This is a genomic window from Paenibacillus bouchesdurhonensis, assembly GCF_900155685.1.
GTDB classification, from domain to species: domain Bacteria; phylum Bacillota; class Bacilli; order Paenibacillales; family Paenibacillaceae; genus Fontibacillus; species Fontibacillus bouchesdurhonensis.
The window spans coordinates 16958-36724 of record NZ_LT732548.1 but is presented as its reverse complement, the minus strand read 5'-3'; the positions used below and the strand labels follow the sequence as shown (position 1 = coordinate 36724).

General features: G+C 49.4%; 16 protein-coding genes and 1 riboswitch. All 16 genes read left to right on the top strand.

Going from position 1 to position 19767, the window contains the following annotated elements; all coding sequences use genetic code 11:
* The coding region (locus tag CZ379_RS26580; RefSeq protein WP_234404824.1) for a hypothetical protein at nucleotides 1–251 on the top strand (251 nt) is incomplete at its 5' end.
* A gap of 41 nt (nucleotides 252–292) precedes the next feature.
* A complete protein-coding gene (yabN, locus tag CZ379_RS04265; RefSeq protein ID WP_110930518.1) occupies nucleotides 293–1795 on the top strand; it encodes a bifunctional methyltransferase/pyrophosphohydrolase YabN in 1503 nt (500 codons plus the stop codon).
* Between the two features lie 183 nt (nucleotides 1796–1978).
* On the top strand, nucleotides 1979–2251 hold the full coding sequence (locus tag CZ379_RS04260; protein ID WP_110930517.1) for an HU family DNA-binding protein: 273 nt from the start codon (nucleotides 1979–1981) through the stop codon (nucleotides 2249–2251).
* The gene (locus CZ379_RS04255) at nucleotides 2251–2523 is read left to right on the top strand and encodes an RNA-binding S4 domain-containing protein (RefSeq protein ID WP_110930516.1); all 273 of its coding nucleotides are present in this window, start codon (nucleotides 2251–2253) and stop codon (nucleotides 2521–2523) included. Before CZ379_RS04260 ends, CZ379_RS04255 begins: the two co-directional genes overlap by 1 nt.
* Nucleotides 2524–2635: 112 nt before the next feature.
* Nucleotides 2636–2917: a sporulation protein YabP gene (yabP, locus tag CZ379_RS04250; protein ID WP_110930515.1), complete on the top strand. Its 282-nt coding sequence runs from the start codon at nucleotides 2636–2638 to the stop codon at nucleotides 2915–2917.
* Entirely contained in the window at nucleotides 2914–3483 is a 570-nt protein-coding gene (yabQ, locus tag CZ379_RS04245) for a spore cortex biosynthesis protein YabQ (protein ID WP_110930514.1), read from the top strand. The genes yabP and yabQ overlap by 4 nt, the downstream gene beginning before the upstream one ends.
* Nucleotides 3484–3499: 16 nt before the next feature.
* The gene (locus CZ379_RS04240; RefSeq protein WP_110930513.1) at nucleotides 3500–3847 is read left to right on the top strand and encodes an FtsB family cell division protein; all 348 of its coding nucleotides are present in this window, start codon (nucleotides 3500–3502) and stop codon (nucleotides 3845–3847) included.
* 116 nt (nucleotides 3848–3963) lie between these two features.
* Nucleotides 3964–4443 carry a S1 domain-containing RNA-binding protein gene (locus CZ379_RS04235; protein WP_110930512.1) on the top strand — a complete coding sequence of 160 codons (480 nt, stop codon included), beginning with the start codon at nucleotides 3964–3966 and terminating at the stop codon, nucleotides 4441–4443.
* Nucleotides 4444–4835: 392 nt separating this feature from the next.
* Nucleotides 4836–7340: a stage II sporulation protein E gene (gene spoIIE, locus CZ379_RS04230; protein ID WP_110930511.1), complete on the top strand. Its 2505-nt coding sequence runs from the start codon at nucleotides 4836–4838 to the stop codon at nucleotides 7338–7340.
* Between the two features lie 179 nt (nucleotides 7341–7519).
* Nucleotides 7520–7608: riboswitch (cyclic di-GMP riboswitch) on the top strand.
* Nucleotides 7609–7877: 269 nt separating this feature from the next.
* The gene (locus CZ379_RS04225) at nucleotides 7878–9641 is read left to right on the top strand and encodes a methyl-accepting chemotaxis protein (protein ID WP_110930510.1); all 1764 of its coding nucleotides are present in this window, start codon (nucleotides 7878–7880) and stop codon (nucleotides 9639–9641) included.
* A gap of 79 nt (nucleotides 9642–9720) precedes the next feature.
* Nucleotides 9721–13515 carry a non-ribosomal peptide synthetase gene (locus CZ379_RS04220; protein WP_110930509.1) on the top strand — a complete coding sequence of 1265 codons (3795 nt, stop codon included), beginning with the start codon at nucleotides 9721–9723 and terminating at the stop codon, nucleotides 13513–13515.
* Between the two features lie 208 nt (nucleotides 13516–13723).
* A complete protein-coding gene (locus CZ379_RS04215) occupies nucleotides 13724–14467 on the top strand; it encodes a vWA domain-containing protein (RefSeq protein WP_110930508.1) in 744 nt (247 codons plus the stop codon).
* Entirely contained in the window at nucleotides 14451–15389 is a 939-nt protein-coding gene (locus tag CZ379_RS04210) for a serine/threonine protein kinase (RefSeq protein WP_234404823.1), read from the top strand. Before CZ379_RS04215 ends, CZ379_RS04210 begins: the two co-directional genes overlap by 17 nt.
* Before the next feature lie 61 nt (nucleotides 15390–15450).
* The gene (gene tilS / locus CZ379_RS04205) at nucleotides 15451–16902 is read left to right on the top strand and encodes a tRNA lysidine(34) synthetase TilS (protein ID WP_110930506.1); all 1452 of its coding nucleotides are present in this window, start codon (nucleotides 15451–15453) and stop codon (nucleotides 16900–16902) included.
* 57 nt (nucleotides 16903–16959) lie between these two features.
* Nucleotides 16960–17499 carry a hypoxanthine phosphoribosyltransferase gene (hpt, locus tag CZ379_RS04200; protein ID WP_110930505.1) on the top strand — a complete coding sequence of 180 codons (540 nt, stop codon included), beginning with the start codon at nucleotides 16960–16962 and terminating at the stop codon, nucleotides 17497–17499.
* 103 nt (nucleotides 17500–17602) lie between these two features.
* Entirely contained in the window at nucleotides 17603–19738 is a 2136-nt protein-coding gene (gene ftsH / locus CZ379_RS04195) for an ATP-dependent zinc metalloprotease FtsH (protein WP_110930504.1), read from the top strand.
* Nucleotides 19739–19767: the final 29 nt, after the last annotated feature.

The following is a 19767-nucleotide window of genomic DNA, read 5'->3' as shown; positions in this document are numbered from 1 at the left end:
GCCGCGGCTGGTGGCAGCGTTGCGCCGCTTGCGGCTGCTGCGGTAGCGGCGCAACGCTGCCCGTCACGCCTGCGCAAGGGCCAAAGGTAGCTTTGCCGCCTTGGCCCCCCTGCCGCACTGCTCCGCGCGGTTCCTGCCCGCGTTGCCGCGGGCGACTGGCCGCTTACGTGCGGTGTTGCCGCTGCTGGATTGCAGCTATTTCGCTATTTTTGCGGCATGATATTTTTAATGCGCGTCTTCCGGTGTTATAGTATAGAACAAGATGCTTGAACAGGAGTGTGAAGTTAGCCATATGAGCAGAGCGATCATCGTAGTTGGCCTTGGATCGGGGGATCCGGATCAATTGACTTTAGGCATAATGAAGCAATTAAAAGCAGCGGCTGAGCGATATGTGCGGACGAAGGATCATCCGGTCGTATCCTGGCTTGAAGCCGAAGAGGGAATCGAGTTCCAATCCTTCGACTCGGTATATGAGGAACAGGAGGATTTCCCGTCCGTATACGAGGAGATCGCTGCGAGACTTGTTGCGAGAGCACAGAGTGCGGCAGTCGGCACGGCTATCTTATATGCGGTTCCGGGACATCCGATGGTTGCCGAAGCAACCGTACAAATATTGCGCCGCCGCTGTCCGGAGGAAGGTATTCAACTGCAGGTTCGCGGTGGGGAGAGCTTCTTGGATGAAGCCTTTGTCCGGCTTGGCTTTGACCCGATCGAGGGCTTCCAGCTGTTCGATGCATCTGATGTAGGCAGCAAGATGCTTGATCCGCGCATGCATACGCTGATTGGACAAGTGTATGATACTTTTACGGCGTCTGACGTGAAGCTCAGTCTTATGGAGATGTACCCCGATGACTACGAAGTGATCGCCTGCCATGCCCTTGGCGTGGAGGGACAAGAGCAGATATTGCGCGTCCCGCTTCACGAACTGGATCATGTGTCCGGGTATGGCAATTTATCGCTGATTTACATTCCGGCCAACCAGGAGGATCAATTACGCAACCGAAGCTTCCAGCGGCTGCATGAAATCGTCGCGATTCTTAGAAGCCCGGAAGGCTGTCCTTGGGATCGGGAGCAAACTCATCAATCCATCCGCAAAAATCTCATTGAAGAGACGTACGAGGTACTGGAAACGATTGATGATGACGATCCGGATCATATGCGTGAGGAGCTTGGGGACTTGCTCCTTCAGGTAATGCTTCATTCGCAAATGGAGGAGGAGACGGGAGCCTTTACCGCCTATGATGTTATTCAGGCCTTGAATGAGAAGCTGATTTATCGCCATCCTCATGTCTTTGGAGAGCTTAGTGCCGAAGACGCGGAGGCGGCGCTGGGCAACTGGGAGGCTATGAAGGCAGAGGAAAAGCGCAGCAAGGGCATCAAGCCGGAGGAGCAATCCGCGCTTAGCGGTGTGCCTCGTGATTTGCCGGCCTTGATGAAGGCTTATAAAATCCAGAAGAAGGCGGCCAAAGCCGGATTCGATTGGGAGGATATTTCCGGAGTATGGGCTAAAATCGAGGAGGAGCTGGCCGAGCTTAAAGCAGCGGTTCAGCAAGGCGAAGCACAAGATGAGCAAGCGCTTGAGCTGGGGGATGTGCTTTTCTCTGTCGTTAATGCCGCTCGGTTTATCGGTGCCGACCCTGAAGAGGCGCTGTCCTTGACCATTCGTAAATTCGTCCGGCGTTTCCAACATGTCGAGGAGCAGCTCAAAGCGGCAGGCAAGACGCCAGCCACGAGCTCCCTTGCCGAAATGGACAAGTACTGGGATGAGGCCAAAGAGCTTGAGCGACAGTCGTAAAATGGACAATTTGTCTAAATAGCGGTTCTTTTTGGGAAAAAAACAAAAAAAATTATCGATTTCGGGCAGGATTTTTAAAGTTAAGCAAGAATACTCTTACAAAGGTATGGCGACTTATCGGAGTAATTGCTCCATTGTACTGCCGTATATCATCATTTCTTTTATTATTGGGAGGCATTATTGATGAACAAAACAGATCTGATCAACAACATTTCCAGCAAAAGCGGCTTGACTAAAAAAGACGTTGAGTCTGTATTGAACGGTTTTCTTGGCGAAATCACCGAAGCTCTCGCTAGTGGAGACAAAGTGCAATTGATTGGCTTTGGCACATTCGAGACTCGTAAACGTTCCGGCCGTACGGGGCGCAACCCGCAAACTGGTAAAACGATCGAAATTCCCGCATCTAACGTTCCAGCTTTCAAAGCGGGCAACAAACTTAAAGAAGCTGTAAAATAATGCGTCTTGATAAGTTCCTGAAAGTGTCGCGGTTAATCAAGCGCCGTACGGTGGCCAAAGATGTTTCCGAGCAGGGCAGGGTTCTCATCAATGGGCGGGAGTCCAAGCCGAGCACCGCTGTGAAGGTCGGGGACGAAATCACGATTCAGTTTGGCCAAAAGCTGGTAACCGTACGCGTCGAGCGACTTGCGGAAACCACACGCAAGGATGAAGCTTCCACGTTATATACTTTAGTGAAGGAAGAGCCGATTCCGAAGGACAACTTTCTATGAACAATTAAGATTAACAAACTACGGCGCCCTCGTGGCGCCGTTTTTAGTTGCTTGCAGTTCTAAACCTGTCCCTCCCTCCATAAGCTATCTGTAAGAAGGAGGGGTACATGCCATGGTGGATCTCAATAAAGGGAAGCATCAGGAAGTTCGGCTATTCCAGCGGAAGCTGCTTGAAATTACGGGTGTTCTCAACGTGGAGAGCTTCGATAGCGAGGAGTTCTTGCTTCAGACCGAGCTGGGTCATTTAACGATTCGCGGCCAAAATTTACATATTAAAAATTTGAATTTGGAGCAGGGACTCGTCAGTATCGAGGGGCTTGTCAATTCATTGTCTTATCTCGATCCGGGCTCCCAATCCAGCGGCAAAGGGCTGCTCGGTAAACTGTTTCGATGAATTTGGAAATTCAATGGGCGACGCTCCTGTGGATGGCTGCGTCCGGAGGGATTTTGGGGGTCGCCTTTGACAGTTATCGGGTCGTGTCGGGAGAACTCCGTTTTCCGCGATGGAGTATACACGCTTTTGATTTCGTCTATTGGGTCGCCGCCTCTTTGTTTGTATTTCGCATGCTTTATCATAGTAACCAGGGAGAACTGCGTTTCTATGTTTTTTTTGGATTATTTATAGGCGTTTGGATTTATTTTTTGTTCTTAAGTGTTATAACAGCGCGTTTTGTGGTAATGTTAATGGGGATAGTTAAAAAGATTTATTTGATATCGGTAAGAATATTCAGTATTTTTATTGTAGCGCCGATATTATGGTTACTGAAAGGAATCAAGCTGCTACTCGGCTTTATTTGGGTTATCGTGCTGTTTTTGGGGCGGATATCGCTCGTACCGCTATGGAAGATCATAGCTTGGGCCATTAGACCTTTGATCAGGAAGCTCAGAATTGCTGATATAGCGATATCTGCGCGGGAACGAATTACAGCATTATGGAAGCGTTGGTTCGGCAAGAATTAAGGTCAGGGGGTGCCCTATGCACAAGGCAACTACGTCAGCAAATTCAAAGAGTCAGGCTTCTAAACAAATGGCTGGGGCACGTAGGCGGATTCGGCTGTGGTTAGGATTTATGATCGTTTTTCTCGGTTGGGCAGGGTACACTTTTATTTCCCAGTCAAGTGAAATGAACGTAAAAGCCCAGCAGCTGGAGGAACGCCAAGCTTCTATGACCGCCGCCACGCAGAGCTTGGAACAATTGAAGTATGAAATCAATCGTCTCCAAGACCCCGAATATATAGGACAAATCGCAATGAAGAAGTATGGGCTGTATAAGCCAGGTGAAATTCCAGTGCGGGTTTCCGAGTCTCCGGCAGGAAATGACTAATGATAAGCAGGACATACGTCTGTTGACCTTGTTTCCGTCATTCGGTATAATCAAATCACCGCAGTCAAGATTTCGAGGCCTGGCTGTATATTTTTAAGGGAGGATCATTTTATTTTATGGCAATTGAAGTGGGCACCAAGTTAGAAGGAAAAGTGACAGGCATCACGCATTTCGGAGCATTTGTGGATCTGTCAGGAGGTGTCACGGGTCTCGTTCACATCTCAGAAATCGCCGACAATTACGTCAAGGATGTTAACGATCACCTGAAGATAGGCGACGCTGTAACCGTTAAGGTTATTAACGTCGACAAGGACGGCAAGATTGGCCTTTCTATTAAACAGGCCGTGGACAAACCGGTAGAGGCGGCTAGACCACCTCGTGCACCGCGTCCAGATCGTCCTAGCGGAAGAGAGGGAGATCGTCCCGGCGGCGGATTTAACCGTGAACGGGGAGGGCGTTCATTCAAGCCCCCAGCCGGCAAAGCTACTTTTGAAGATAAAATGTCCCGCTTCCTCAAAGATAGTGAAGAGCGCATTTCTTCGTTGAAGAAGAACACTGAGGGCAAACGCGGAGGCCGCGGAGCCAAGCGCATGTAATTTTGAATATGAATGATGTACACCGCAGGCTGGAAGATGAGCCTGCGGTTTTTATTTTTAAGTACAACTAGCTGCTAACCACTCCGTTAATCATGGCTGCGAGAGAGGTTTTTTTGTCGTCTTCGTTTTTTTACCGACAGGTTATTACGCTTTTCCAGTAATCTCATTCGGAATCGCTAGATGATCGGAGCAGCATTTTGCGAGTCTAGTACGAACATAGAAACCCCTTGAGAGCCGCGAGGTTAGGATGGGCCTACATTCGCGTTACTTTTTAAATCCCTCTCAATTTGTCGGAAATTTCTTTTGGTTCGCTCCGGCATGTGACAAACTTTCCGATGGCATCTGCCTATAATGGGACATACCTTACAAATTTTAGAAAGGGTGGTGCCAGGATGAGGGAAAAATGGAATGTCATCGCTTTCCCGGGAACGAGGAGGGCGACGAAGGAGCAGGTAAGGGAGTCTTGGTGGAGGGTATGGAGCCAAGCGCCCGTCTTGAACAAAGCTAGCCAATTGTTTGCATCTAATCGAGGGACGCTGCTAATGATGATCATGGGCTTTTTGTTGGGTAGAGCCACAATTTTAGATGAATTATCTCCCTTCGCGGCCGCATTCTTCGCCGTGATGTTGTTTCTTCGCCGGGATATCGCGATCCTTGTTGCTTCTTCCATCCTTGCGGGTGCTCTGTTCGGATCCGGCGAACATGTCGTGAGCATTGCCGCCGAACTGGTAATCTTTTATTTGATTTACCGGGGGATGGAGTCGTTCGAGCGGGCCGATCTATCCTATGCCCCCTTAATGGTTTTTACGTCTACTTTTATCGTGGGGCTGTTTGGCGCCGTGATCGGCCCTACGCTTACATGGTATGCCTTGACGATGACGGTAATGGATGCGGTACTAAGCTTCGTTCTGACGCTTGTGTTTATGCAGGCGATTCCGATATTCACCTATCGAAAGAAAAACTATCAGCTACGCAATGAAGAAATATTATGTTTAGTCATTATGCTGGCCTCAGTCATGACCGGCTTGGTCGGATGGGAAATTTACGGACTGTCAGCAGAGCATATTTTGTCCAGATATCTCATTCTGGTATTCGCATTAGTCGGCGGTGCCTCGCTGGGTGCTTCTGTGGGCGTAGTTACGGGACTTATCCTCAGCTTAGCCAATATGGCAGCACTGTATCAAATGAGTCTGCTTGCTTTTTCAGGCATGCTGGCGGGCATGCTGCGGGAGGGGCGAAAGTGGGCCGTCGGTTTTGGAATGCTGCTCGGCTCCTCGATTCTATCGATTTATTTGACCGGCTCGAAGGATATTATATCCTCGACTTGGGAGAGTTGTGCGGCTGTACTGCTATTTCTCTTGACTCCGGGAAGTGTAATGAAGATGATCGCCAAATATGTGCCAGGTACGCAGGATCATACGAAAACACAGCACGAGTACGCCAAACGGGTACGTGACATTACGGCCGAGCGAGTCACTCAATTTTCCCAGGTGTTCAAGCAGCTGTCCCGCAGTTTCGGCCAAGTAACCAGCTCGGGTGAAATGGCGAAGCGGAGCGAGGAGATGGATCATTTTATGAATGCGGTCACAGAAGACGCCTGCGCGACTTGTTACCGTAGAAATAGCTGCTGGGATGGAAAGTTCTATCAGACGTATAAGTTCATGACTGAAATGATGACCGCTGTTGAGGAGAAACCGGATATCACGAAGCGGGATTTACCAGCCAGCTGGAGCAAAATGTGCTCCAAGACAGATCAAGTGCTGGAACTGATGAAGCGGGAATACGATCTGTATCAACATGATATGCAGTGGAAGCGGCAAATATACGACAGCCGTCAGCTTGTGGCCGAGCAATTATCGGGTGTCTCTCAGGTCATGGAGGATTTGGCCAAGGAAATCAAACGGGAAGGGCAAGCGATGTACCGCCAGGAGGAGCAAATCCGCGAAGCCCTGGAGAAGTTGGGGCTGTCAATTTACAGTATTGACATCGTTAATCTGGATCAAGGAAACGTAGAGATCGAGATCGTTCATGCCTATACTCGGGGATTTGACGAGTGCCGCAAAATTATTGCCCCATTGTTATCCGACATTTTGGGAGAGCATATTGCGGTGACCGGGGAATTGGAAAATGGAGGCAGGGAGGGGCTGACGACGGTGACGTTTGGCTCGGCAAAAACCTATGAAATCGTCACGGGCGTTGCCGGTACGGCTAAAGGCGGAGATTTGCTGTCGGGAGACAGCTTCAGCGCCATGGAGCTTGGGAACGGAACCTTTGCCGTGGCCATCAGCGATGGGATGGGGAATGGAGAAAGGGCCCGGCAGGAGAGCAGTACGGCTCTCAATATTTTGGAGCAGCTTCTGCAATCGGGCATGGATGAGACCATTGCTATCAAATCCGTAAATTCTATACTTATGCTGCGCTCGCCGGATGAGGTCTATGCGACGGTGGATATGGCCTTAATTGATGAATATACAGCAAAGACGACGTTTATGAAGATCGGCTCCTCCCCAAGTTTTATTAAGCGGGGCAATGAAGTAATTCCAGTCTCAGCAAGTAATTTGCCGATCGGGATTATTCAGGAGATTGATATTGACCTGGTCACGGTTCAGCTGCAGCCGGGCGATACTTTGATTATGATGACTGATGGCATTTACGATGCTCCGGGTTATGCGGTAAATAAGGAATTATGGATGAAACGGCTTATTTTAGAGATTACGGCCGAGGAACCGCAGGAAATGGCCGACCATTTACTCGAATCCGTGATTCGCTATCAGAAAAATGTCATCCATGACGACATGACTGTCGTGGTAGCCAAGGTAGAGCATTTACGTCCACAATGGTCGACTTTGCATATTCCGGGCATTAGCCGGCTTGAACGTCCTCGGACAGTAAGCTAAAAAGGAGGCTTAAATTAAAAAATCTCCAATTATGAATATTTTGTGATAAAAGGGAGGGGTCTAAAGTACTGGTTTTGTTAAACTTTCATAAAAAGTACCATTTTATATGGAAATCTTTTGAACTATATAGTAATATCGACCTTATTGCTAGGTATATTCCATCCTAAGAACTTAATCTCATATTCTTTTGGCAAAGCTACTGAAAGGTAGTGACGCAAAGCTATAGGGACTTACTTCTCATCGTGAGAAATGTCAGCCAGTTGCAGAAAGAAGAGCGCCATAGATCCTTTATCGAGGGGAGTCTCGATCCTTTGGATTATAAGCTTTTCTTGCAAGTATAGAAGATATTAGTTCTGCTGAAGGCTCGGCAGTTTCTATACATTTAAAAATGGTGAACTATGGCCGCTTTGCGCCCTGGTTCGCTTTTTTTTGCCTTTATCAGAAAATTCAGGAATAGGAGGGGGTAAAAGACAAAAGCAAGATTCGCAGCCGAGAAAAATTAACTAATCCATTAGAAAACAACAAAGGAGACTTACTATGAAGCTGCCGCATTTTCTTAAGAAGCTTACTCAACTAAGCATTGTCACAAAAAATATGCTGCTCACGAGTATATCGATTATTCTAACAGGCGTAATATTAATCGCCTCCAGCTTTTATATTCAAGGCGGAGTTCTGACCAATCAGCTTAGAAGCGATTCACAAAAGGTTATGGAGGCTTGGAGCAAGAAGGTGTCTGCCGAAGAAGCAGCCGAAGCTATAAGCCACCTAGATCGTAATTCGCCCATTCAGCAGCAGCTGACGCTGTTGTTCGACGAACTGTCGGCAACACACCCGAATGTTGCTCAAGGGTATATTTTCGGTTCGGAGCTGGTGGAAGGCAATAAAACGCTAATGATCGCTTTTCCTACCGTCATACTGGATATGTTTGCGGAAGAAGGCCTGCAATTAGGCGACTTGCTAGAACAACCGGCCTTTCATGTGAAGGGCGTTCAGGAAATGCTGACAACAAAGGAAATTACCTATACCAAGCCTTATGAGGACGATTACGGAACCTGGCTAACGGTGCTGTATCCGTTCCAGAATGGGCAGGGAGATGTCATTGCTTACATGGGCATGGACATTGATGCGAGTTTGATCATGCAAGGACAGCAGGATTTGCTCAAATATGCGTCTTTAGCTTTGGCGATTACGCTGCTTGTCATTCTTACCCTGCAATATTTCATGACTAAAAGAACTTTTGCACCAGTCAAGGATTTGATGGCAGCCCTCGACAAGCTGAGTCAAGGAGATTTCAGCGTGCAGTTGAAGACGAGCCAAGACGAGCTGGGACAAGTTAATGCGAAATATAATTCGACTGTCGAGAATATCAACCGTTTGGTGACGACGATTAAGTCCGTATCCATTCAGTCCGCAGAGCAATCGAAGGTACTGTTCACTACTGTAGAAGATAACCATGAGAACTCTCTGGCTATTACGAACAATATCGAGGAGATTTCCGAGAAGGTATCTCAACAGAGCAAATCAATTTCTGAAAGCGCCACTTCTCTGGAGGAAATAGCATCAGGCGCAAATACGATTGCCAGCAATACATCAGCCGTAGCGGAAGCAGCGCTGCAGATGAAGGATCAATCCGAACTCGGCGGCGATAATGTGGAGAAGGTCATGAAGCAGATGGATTTCATACATAAGTCGGTCAGGAATTCCGTCGATTCGATACAACAGCTGCAGAAGCGTTCAGGGGAAATTGAGGAGATCGTACAAGTAATGACGCAAATTGCCACGCAAACGCAGCTCCTATCCCTTAATGCCAGCATTGAGGCGGCCCGTGCAGGGGAAGAAGGCCGCGGGTTTGCCGTAGTAGCTAATCAAGTGAAGAAGCTGGCGGAGGAGTCCGGAAATTCCGCGGAGCAAATCGCTGAATTGGTACGGCATATCCAGCAGGAGACCCTGCAAGCTGTTCATGCGATTAACGAGGGCGAGCATAATGTCGAGGTGGGGATCGGCATTGTCGAAGAGACGGGAGAATTGTTTGGCTCGATACGGTCAGCTACCGACTCGGTAACCAGTCAAATTCAGGAGGTGTCGGCCGCAACCGAGGAATTGGTGGCAGAAACCGAACAAATAACGGCAGCCATCAAGCAGCTTGCTGAGTTGGCTGAGAGAAATGCTGCCGTTTCCGCGGAGATCAAAACCGGAGCCATGGAGCAGCGGAATTCCTCTAATAAAATCGTGGAGGCTGCGGAGCAATTGAATCAAATTTCCGACAAACTGGAAGAGCTTGTAGTCGAGCTAAAAGTGTAAGCATGGCATAGAGGTTATACGGGCATATGGGCCAGGCTTGCTGGCTGTTAGAGAGAGAGCGCCTAAAGGAGCAGATATGATGAATACTATACTGGTGACAACACAGAGCAAACAGTATTGGCTGGATGAGCTAAAGCCTCCGTTGACTGGCTTGGATCTGTGCACGGACTTTCCTAAATATGGACGGGTCAAGGAACTGCAAAGGACAACATATGCGCTTGATTTGAATGTAAAACAGCTGGAGGATGGGCTGCAAGGTCAAGATGCGGATAGGCTGCGAGCCTGGATGCTCGCTTGCTATTATGTCTTCCTACACAGGATAACCGGGGAGCAGGATCTGATCCTAGGCGTACGAAGCAGTCATAGGAACCTATTACCTGTGCGAGTAGTGTGCGAAGGACATAATTCATTCAGCCAGCTATACCAGCAAGTTTTGAGCAAGCTTGGCCGGGCTGAGGCAAATCGTCTGCCGTTGGCCGAGATTGCAGGCATTGCCGGATCTATTCCCGAGTTGGAGGCGATATATGGTTTGGATGAGGGGGATAAGTCGGGCTTGCTCCAATGGGAGGCGAAGCTGGAGCAGGGACAGGCAGTACTTCATATCGCTTATCCCGGGAATTTATTTAAGGAGACTACGATTTGCAGGTACGGCGCTCTTTTTCAGCAAATCGCGGCTGCAGTTCTTGCAGACGAGCGCATCGCAATCGGAATGATTCCTTTATTCACAGCTGAAGACGCAGAAGCTTATGCCCGACTGAACGATACGGCAAGGCCCCTCCTGGGCGCGGCAAGCATTCCTGTACTGCTGGAGATATCGACAAAGCGCTTCCCGAACCGGATCGCGTTATCGTCGGGGCTGCGGGAAGTAACTTATGCCGAGCTGGATGCCCAATCGAATCAAGTGGCGCAAATGCTAGTGAGCCACGGGCTCGCCCCCGGCAGTTTTGTGGGGATATTCATGGAGCGGAGCCTAGAGGCCATCATTAGCATGCTTGGCGTGCTCAAAGCCGGCGGGGCCTACGTTCCGCTCGACCCGGAGCACCCTGATGATCGGAATGCTTATATTATTCAAGACACCGCCTCAGCTATCATCATTACAAAGGAGCAATATTCCTCCAAAGTGACGGCGCTGCTAGAAATGCAGCAAGAGCATGCGGGGCAGTCTAAGGAGCAGCGAAACGATCAAGGGAAAGCGCATGACGTGGATCAGCAGTCATCCGCAATCACTGTATTTTGCTTGGACAGCGGCCTGCATCAATACACCGATAGTCCTGTTGGAGTTGCCGTAAATGCGGATGATGTCGCCTACGTGATTTATACCTCCGGTACGACAGGCAGACCAAAGGGAGTTTTGATTCCACATATTGGCGTTATCAATTTGGCCGCTGCTACGGTGGAGCAGCTAGGTTTTCATGAGCAGGATGTTATTTTACAGTATTCGACCTTCAGCTTCGATGCCTCGGTCTATGATATTTTCAGTGCACTGCATGCTGGTGCTCGCCTTCATTTGCTGGCGGGGGACGAGCGGTATTCGGTAGAGGCATTCACCGCAGCAATAGAATATACGGGGGCTACCCGGTTCGGCATATTGCCAACGGTATTCTTCAACCAGTTGTCCACTTATTTAATGGAGGAAGAGGCTTATAAATACAAATCGATCCAGAGTCTTGTAATCGGAGGGGAAGCTCTAGCAGGGGCGGCTGTACGAGCATTTCAGAAGAAGCTCGAGCACAAGCCGCTGATCGTTAATGCGTATGGGCCGACGGAGGCGACGGTAGTTACAACCGTTCATGCGATTGATGATTTGGTGCCGGATGATGTCTCCACGATAAGTATAGGCCGTCCTATAGCAAATTATGAGGTATTAATCGTGAATGAGCATAACCAGCTTTGCCCCCAGAACGTCACGGGGGAGCTGCTCATTAGCTCCGTGGGTTTGGCTAAGGGTTATTTAAATCAGCAGGACAAGACGGACGAAGTGTTCATTTCTGATCCGGTTCATCCGGAATCCGGAAAAAAGTACTATCGCTCAGGCGACCTGGTTCGTTTGCAGGGGAATGTCATCGAGTATATAGGACGCAAGGATTTGCAAGTCAAAATTCGCGGATATCGGATTGAAATTGGCGAAATCGAGGATACTCTAGCAAAATATGAAGGGATCAAGGACGTTGCCGTGATTGCCAAGGACGGGGCTGACGGCTCCAAAATGCTGGTTGCCTTCTATACCTCGAGGGACGGCGGTGAACTCAGCCGGAATGGGCTGCAAATTTTCTTGAAGAACAAGCTTCCAGCCTATATGGTTCCGAGCATAATTATTCCGATCGAAGCGATGCCTGTGTCGCCTACCGGTAAAATAGATCGCAAACAGCTGCTGCTCTATGAATACGATCTGCAGAATGAAGAGGAGGCGGATTATATCCCTCCTGAAAATGGGCTCCAGCGGGAAATATCGGCAGCTTGGGAGAAGGTGCTTGGCCGTGCACGGATCGGTATTCACGAGGACTTCTTCGAAGCGGGGGGCCACTCTTTGAAAATATTGGAGACCCTCGTGCTTTTGAAGCCTAAATTTCCTGGGCTTAGAATCGGCGATTTCTTTGATTATCCGACGATAGCTAAGCTGGCAGAGCGGGTAGCGCAGCTTGCGGATAACCGTGCTGTGAGTTTATCGGCCGCAGCGGAAGATTCAGCGCTTGTTGATTTGGCAGAGCACCCTCTGCAATTTGGCGGGCAAGGTATCCGGCATAGGTCGTACAGCCAGGGGCATATTTTGCTTACGGGCGCTACCGGGTATCTCGGCTCTAGGCTATTGTATGAACTGCTGCAGCGGAGCAATTCTATCATCTACTGCTTAGTTCGTGCTATTAACGGAAGTAATCCTTACGAACGTCTCCGCAGCGTAATGGCGACTTATTTCGGGAGCGAGTTCATTAGTTGCATGAATGGTCGCGTGCACGTCATCGTGGGTGATTTGGAGCAGGTGGGCTTGGGTCTGAATGATAGCGACTATGAGCTCTTACGGGAGCAAATCGATTCGGTCGTGCACTGCGGGGCGGAAGTGCGGCACTTCGGAGACGCAGATTATTTCCGCCGAGTTAACGTAGACAGCACGGATCGTCTGATGGCGCTGGGTCAGGGGAAGGAGAATTTTCGTTTCCATTATATTTCTACATTAGGCATTCCCGAGGATTTGGCGATGAGCGGTCAATGGGACTCCTTTATCGCGAGCGAAGCGTATAATTATTCCTCTTGCATCGATAATGTATATACGAACAGCAAGCTTGAAGCCGAGAAGCGGGTCGTCAAAGTGTGTGAAGAGGACGGCATTCCCGTTACCGTCTATCGCGTGGGGAATTTGTCTTGCGACTCCAAGAACGGAATCTTTCAGACGAATATCGATAGCAATGCATTCTATCGTATGTTAAAAGCAATGCTTCTGCTGGGAAGAGCTCCCCGCGTGAAATGGCAGGTCGATATTACGCCAATTGACTATGCAGGCGAAGCCGTGGCCGCGCTTATGCTCCAGAATCAAACCGTAGGCCGGATGTTCCATATTTGTAACCCGGTGCAAATCTCTTACGAGGATATGATCGAGCAGTTCAGGGGCTACGGTTACTATATTTCATTGATGGACTGGCCAGAATACGAAGCATGGCTGCTTGACGCCCTTCAGCCCAAGGATCAGCAGGGTATGGAGCTCGCAATGGCTCAATTGGAGGGGGATGGCGCTAAAAATTCAGTTTACCGTTACGTTTGCCCGCAAACACTACAGTATTTGGAGGGAACGGGAGTTTCATGCGCTATTCCGGATCGTTTCTTTTTTAAAAGGTTGATCGATCATGCGGTAGCCGTTCAATATTTCGATCGACCAGATTGAAGGAGTATATTTATAGAGAGCGATTTCCTGCGGGAATTGAACCGTAAATTTAAAAAAAGCACCCGAGCGGTGCTTTTTTAATATATAGATGAATTAAAAGAACGGGATGCAGCCCTCATACCCATTTCAATAGTTTAATTTATATAGTTTGAATCGCGATGTCTCTGGAAATGATAGAGAAAGAGAGATTGGAAGGAGGCTTGCGCTTATGCGGCAAATTATGCTGATAACGGATGGATGCTCGAATGTAGGGGACAGTCCCGTTCTGGCGGCAGCTTTGGCTAGGCAGGAGGGGATTACGGTCAACGTGGTAGGAATTATTGATTATGGAACGATCGGGGAGCTGGGCAGCCAGGAAATTGCGGAAATCGCGAGGGCGGGCGGGGGGATGAGTCAACTGACGGGGACAGAGCGTCTTGCCCAAACGATGCAGATGCTGACGCGCAAAACTGTGGTTCAGACTGTTCAGCAGGCGGTTAATAGAGAATTGAGACAAATATTGGGAAATGGTGGCATTGAGGATTTGCCGCCCGATAAGCGTTCTGAAGTTGTTGAGGTGATCGACGATTTTAGTGAAAGCAGCCCCTTGCAGATTGCTCTCCTTATCGATGCAAGCGCCAGCATGAAGCCGAAGCTTGCTGCTGTTGAGGAAGCAATCCGCGACATGATGCTTAGCCTTGGTGCAAGAAAGGGGCAGAGCCATCTAGCCGTTCTTCATTTTCCTGGGCCAAGGGGCGAGGATGCGGTGCTGGATCTCGACTGGACCCTCGATCTTGGAAGCGCCAGATCGATCTTTCATCGATTGGTGATGAAAGGAGCAACGCCAACGGGGCCAGCGATCAAGAAGGTGATGGAATTCTTCCGTTATGGTACACTGGATGGAAACGGAAAAGTGGCTTGGCCGGAGGAATCCGATAAAGGAGAAGGAATGCTCGGTGACTACGTCGTTTAAGCTGAATCTACCTCAAGGAACGCTCATTACCGGACGCTGGAAAGGCGGACGTTACCTTATTCAGCGGCTGCTGGGGCAGGGTGCTAATGGGGTCGTGTACTTAGTGAAGCAGGTGGATAGCGCTAGACTGTACGCCCTCAAAATGGGTTTTGATACCGTGGATATTCAGTCTGAAATTAATGTGCTAAAAGCCTTGCAGCACCAAGGAAGACGGCATGGTTCTGTTAAACGGGATCTCACTTATCTGGTAGAGGTGGACGACTATTCTCTCCAGGGCAAGGAGATTCCTTTCTACGTGATGCGATACATAAAAGGAGAACCTTTACGGGCCTTTTTGGCTAGACGCGGAAACCGCTGGATGGATGCAGCCGGGTTGAATTTGCTGCGGCAGCTCCGTCGCTTGCATGACTCTGGCTGGGTGTTTGGTGATTTGAAGCCGGAGAATGTGCTGGTAGGGACTTACGGGGAAGTTGAACTGATTGATTACGGCGGTGTTAGCAGTATAGGCCGCAGCGTCAAGCAGTTTACCGAGTGGTATGATCGAGGCTTCTGGAATGCGGGGGGGCGAACGGCAGAGCCGTCCTATGACTGGTTCAGCTTCGCCGTCGTATGTATTCATCTGCTTGCAGAGCAGCACCTTAAGCATGCTGCAACGCAGCTGCCTCAGATGAGAAGCGTCAATGATTTGCTCGACATCGTGAGTACGGCTTCCTCGCTTGAGCCCTACAGAAAATGGCTGAAGAAAGCGATTCAAGGCGATTTTGGAAGTACAGCGGAGGCGTGCCTATTATGGAAGGAACTTGTAACGGCCCCTAAATCGGAATTGAAGAAGAAGGTATCGACGCCACGTTGGATTATTAGCGCATTTGCGGTGTCCGTTACATTGCTCATTTATGCGCTTTATTTGGCCTTGCGCTTCTAAAGATTCAAGAGCTTCGGGATATAAGCATGAGATAAAGTTCAGTTATGCGAGGTGGGAGACAATGAATGATTACAGCATGTACCCCCTGGTGGAGCGGGTTCGCCGCATCGGGGAGGAGCACCGGTTGTGGTCTCCCGGGGATTGTATCGTAGTCGCCGTGTCTGGAGGGCCCGATTCCGTTGCTTTGCTCTATATTATGCATGCTATAGCTAAGCGTATGGGACAGGGGCTTTCGCTCGTATGCGCCCATATCAACCATGGGTTTCGACCTGAAGAATCCCTTGAGGAGGCGGAGTTCGTGCAAGGGCTGGCTGGGCAGCTTGATTTGCCTTTTGAGCTAGGGAATTTAGATATTCCATCGTATATGAAGCAATCGGGAAAGGGCACGCAGCTCGCCGCCCGGGAGAAGAGATATGAATTTCTTCGAGCGGTTGCCGAGAAATATGGAGCAGCCTCTATTGCCCTTGCTCATCATGCAGATGATCAAGCGGAGACAGTGATGATGCGCATTCTGCGCGGCAGCGGGAGCTCGGGTCTTGCAGGCATGCGTATGAAACGGCGCGAGGGGAATATAAACCTGATTCGTCCCCTGCTGCGCATATATAAGGCGGAGATCCTGCAGGCTTGCCAGGATTCGGGGATTCCTTATCGTATAGATAGCAGCAATCTGCAAAATAAGTATGCACGAAATGCAATTCGCTTGGATGTGCTGCCATTTTTGGGGCATTATAATGGACAACTGGCTGAGTCGTTAAATCGTATAGCTGATACGCTTGGCGAAGAAGATGATTACATGCAGCAAGTGACAGACCAGGTATATCGGGAGTTGGTCGTTTCGAAGGGTGAAGATCTAGCCTTTGAAATTGGGCCGTTTACCTCCTTACATGCCGCTTTACAACGGAGGTTGATTAAACTAATATTAAATTATCTGCCTTGCGGCATGGAAGAAATTGATTTTGTCAAGATAGAACGTGTCCGTCAAGGGGCGATGCAGAACGCGCCTACGACATGGAGTCTTGATCTCGGGGGTGGGCTGCAGTGTGTTCGTGAATACGACACCATCAGGTTTATACCTAATGCAGCGGAGGGTAAAGATGGCCTTCGCTATACATACCGTGTGGACAGTGTTCCTGCGGAAGTAGCTATTCAAGGTTTAGGCACTAACCTGTTGTTTACGCAGAACGCAGCCGGGCAAGACGCCGCGCGCACGATGGCAAACGGCAACGACAGAGCGGTATTTGATGCGGATAAGCTGGTTTATCCGCTTACAGTGCGTTCCCGTCAGCCGGGAGACACGATGAAAGTGATGGGGCTAAACGGCACTAAGAAAGTCAAAGATATTTTCATCGATGAGAAAATACCTCCCTCTCTTCGTTCCCGCATTCCTGTAGTCGCCGACGGCCTGGGCCGGATTCTATGGATTCCCGGCATTCGGAGATCTTCAATCGCTGCGGTTGGACAGCATACGTCCTCCGTCGTATTGATGACTGCAGATGGGGGAGACGAGGAATAGCATCGGGTTATCGCCGGGTTATGGCATTCATAGTATAACGTAGGAGGTCTACTTATTTTGCACAACGACATTAAAGAAGTTTTGATTACCCGGGAACAGATTCAGGAGAAAGTAGTAGAATTGGGGCAGCGTCTTAGTGAAGAGTATGCGGGACGCAATCCGCTTGTCATTTGCATTCTGAAGGGCGCCTTTATTTTTATGGCCGATCTTGTTAAAGAAATATCAGTACCGCTTGAGCTTGATTTCATGGCTGTGTCCAGTTATGGCACGTCCACCAAATCGTCTGGCGAAGTCAAAATCATCAAGGATTTGGATTCTTCTGTAGAGGGGCGAGACGTTCTGATTGTAGAAGATATCATTGATAGCGGGCTGACGCTTAGCTATCTGGTGGATGTTCTGGAGCGCCGCAAGGTGAGTTCCGTAAAAATTGTTACGTTATTCGATAAGCCGGCTGGCCGGACGGTCGATTTGGAGGCTGATATGTCAGGGTTCGTGCTTCCTGACGAATTCGTCGTCGGCTATGGACTCGATTATGCGGAGAAATACCGCAATCTTCCTTACATCGGAGTGTTGAAGCCAGAAGTGTACAACAGCTAAAAGCTTGTAGTTGGTCTTTGGCCGAACATCGCCTGCGACTTTTTTGATAATCAGTAAGGGACTATGGTAAAATAACTTAAGTTGTTTTGAGAGGAGGCAGGGGATGAATCGGTTCATCCGGAATTCTGGTTTTTATTTAATACTTTTCTTAGTCGTGGTGGGCATTGTACAAATCCTTACCGGCACAAATGAAACCGCCGACACCCCTAGATATGATCAATTGCGTCAGCAATTGAAGGCCGATAATGTCGCTGAAATTACAGGGAAATTTGACGGTTACGCTTATTTGGTAACCGGTAAATATAAGCAAGCCGTCGGAGAGAGCAAGACGACGAATTTCACGACCTATATTCCTTACGACCCGAATGCTTTGAAGGAGATCACGGAATTAAGCGAACAGAACGGCTTCCAGCTGGGCTGGGAGAAGATGCGGGAGCAGAGCGTATGGCTCACGTTCCTGACATCGCTGTTACCGCTTGCGATTATGTTCATTCTATTCTTCTTCCTGTTTAATCAGGCGCAGGGTGGCGGCGGCAAAGTCATGAACTTTGGTAAGAGCAAGGCGCGTCTGTATAACGAGGAGAAGAAGAAGGTTACATTTGAAGATGTAGCTGGAGCGGACGAAGAAAAGCAGGAGCTTGTCGAAGTTGTCGAGTTCTTGAAGGATCCGCGCAAGTTCTCTGCGGTTGGCGCACGTATTCCGAAGGGTGTATTGCTCGTAGGGCCTCCGGGTACGGGTAAGACGTTGCTTGCACGTGCTGTGGCAGGTGAGGCAGGGGTTCCGTTCTTTAGTATTTCCGGTTCCGACTTCGTAGAAATGTTCGTCGGTGTGGGTGCTTCCCGGGTACGTGACTTGTTCGAGAACGCGAAGAAGACATCTTCTTGTATTATCTTTATTGATGAGATCGATGCTGTCGGTCGTCAACGTGGCGCCGGCCTTGGCGGCGGTCATGACGAGCGGGAACAAACGCTTAATCAGTTGCTTGTAGAAATGGATGGATTCGGGGCCAATGAAGGAATTATTATCATTGCCGCGACGAACCGTCCTGATATTCTTGATCCGGCGCTGCTGCGTCCAGGACGCTTTGACCGTCAAATTACGGTAGACCGGCCGGATGTGAGAGGCCGTGAGGCGGTACTTAAGGTACATGCCCGCAACAAGCCGTTGACCAATGATGTCCGGCTGGATATTATTGCGAAGCGTACGACAGGCTTTACTGGTGCCGATTTGGCGAACCTGTTGAATGAAGCAGCTCTCCTGGCAGCACGTCGTAACCGCAAGGATATTTCGATGAGGGAAGTTGATGAAGCGATCGATCGCGTCATCGTAGGTACAGAGAAGCGCAGCCGTGTGATCAGTGATCGCGAGAAACGAATCGTTGCATACCATGAAGCAGGCCATACGATTGTCGGCTACTTCCTGGAGCATGCGGATATGGTACACAAAGTAACGATTATTCCGCGCGGTCGTGCTGGCGGTTATGTCATTATGCTTCCGAAGGAAGACCGGATGCTTGTCACGAAGCAGGAGCTGCTTGACAAAGTAACGGGTCTCCTTGGCGGCCGTGTTGCCGAGGAGCTGTTCATCGGCGAGATCGGCACGGGTGCGTATAGTGACTTTCAGCAAGCGACAGGCATTGTGCGCAGCATGATCGTGGAATACGGGATGAGCGAGAAGCTCGGACCGATGCAATTCGGTACTTCGCAAGGCCAGGTATTCCTGGGCCGCGATATCGGCCACGAACAGAACTACAGTGATCAAATAGCTTATGAAATCGATCAGGAAATGCATCGTTTTATTACGGAGATGTATGAACGTTGTAAGGAGCTCCTGACCAAGCATTCCAAAGAAGTGCATCTCATCGCACAAACCTTGCTTGAGAAGGAGACGCTGGAGCTGGAGCAAATCAAGCAATTGATTGAGCATGGTAAATTGCTTGAGCCTGAAGAGGGCGGCGAAGGCAGCAGCGGATCGAGTGAGTCTGGCGAGCCGGTCGTCGATAATATCGGCGATGTGCGTGTTCGTATTCAAGGCAAGCCGGAAGATGGCTCTCCTAACGCGTCAGGCATTCCGACCGGTGACATCCCTAATGATGTACCGGGTGGATCGGCTAGTGATGTTACGAGCGATCCAGTCGTGGATACACCGGACGGAACGGTGAACGATTTGCCAAATGCTGACCGTCCTGACGGAGAAGACCCGGATAAGAATTCCGGAAACAACAATCCAACCGTCTAATCTGACATGCAAAAGAATCAAGGCAGCCC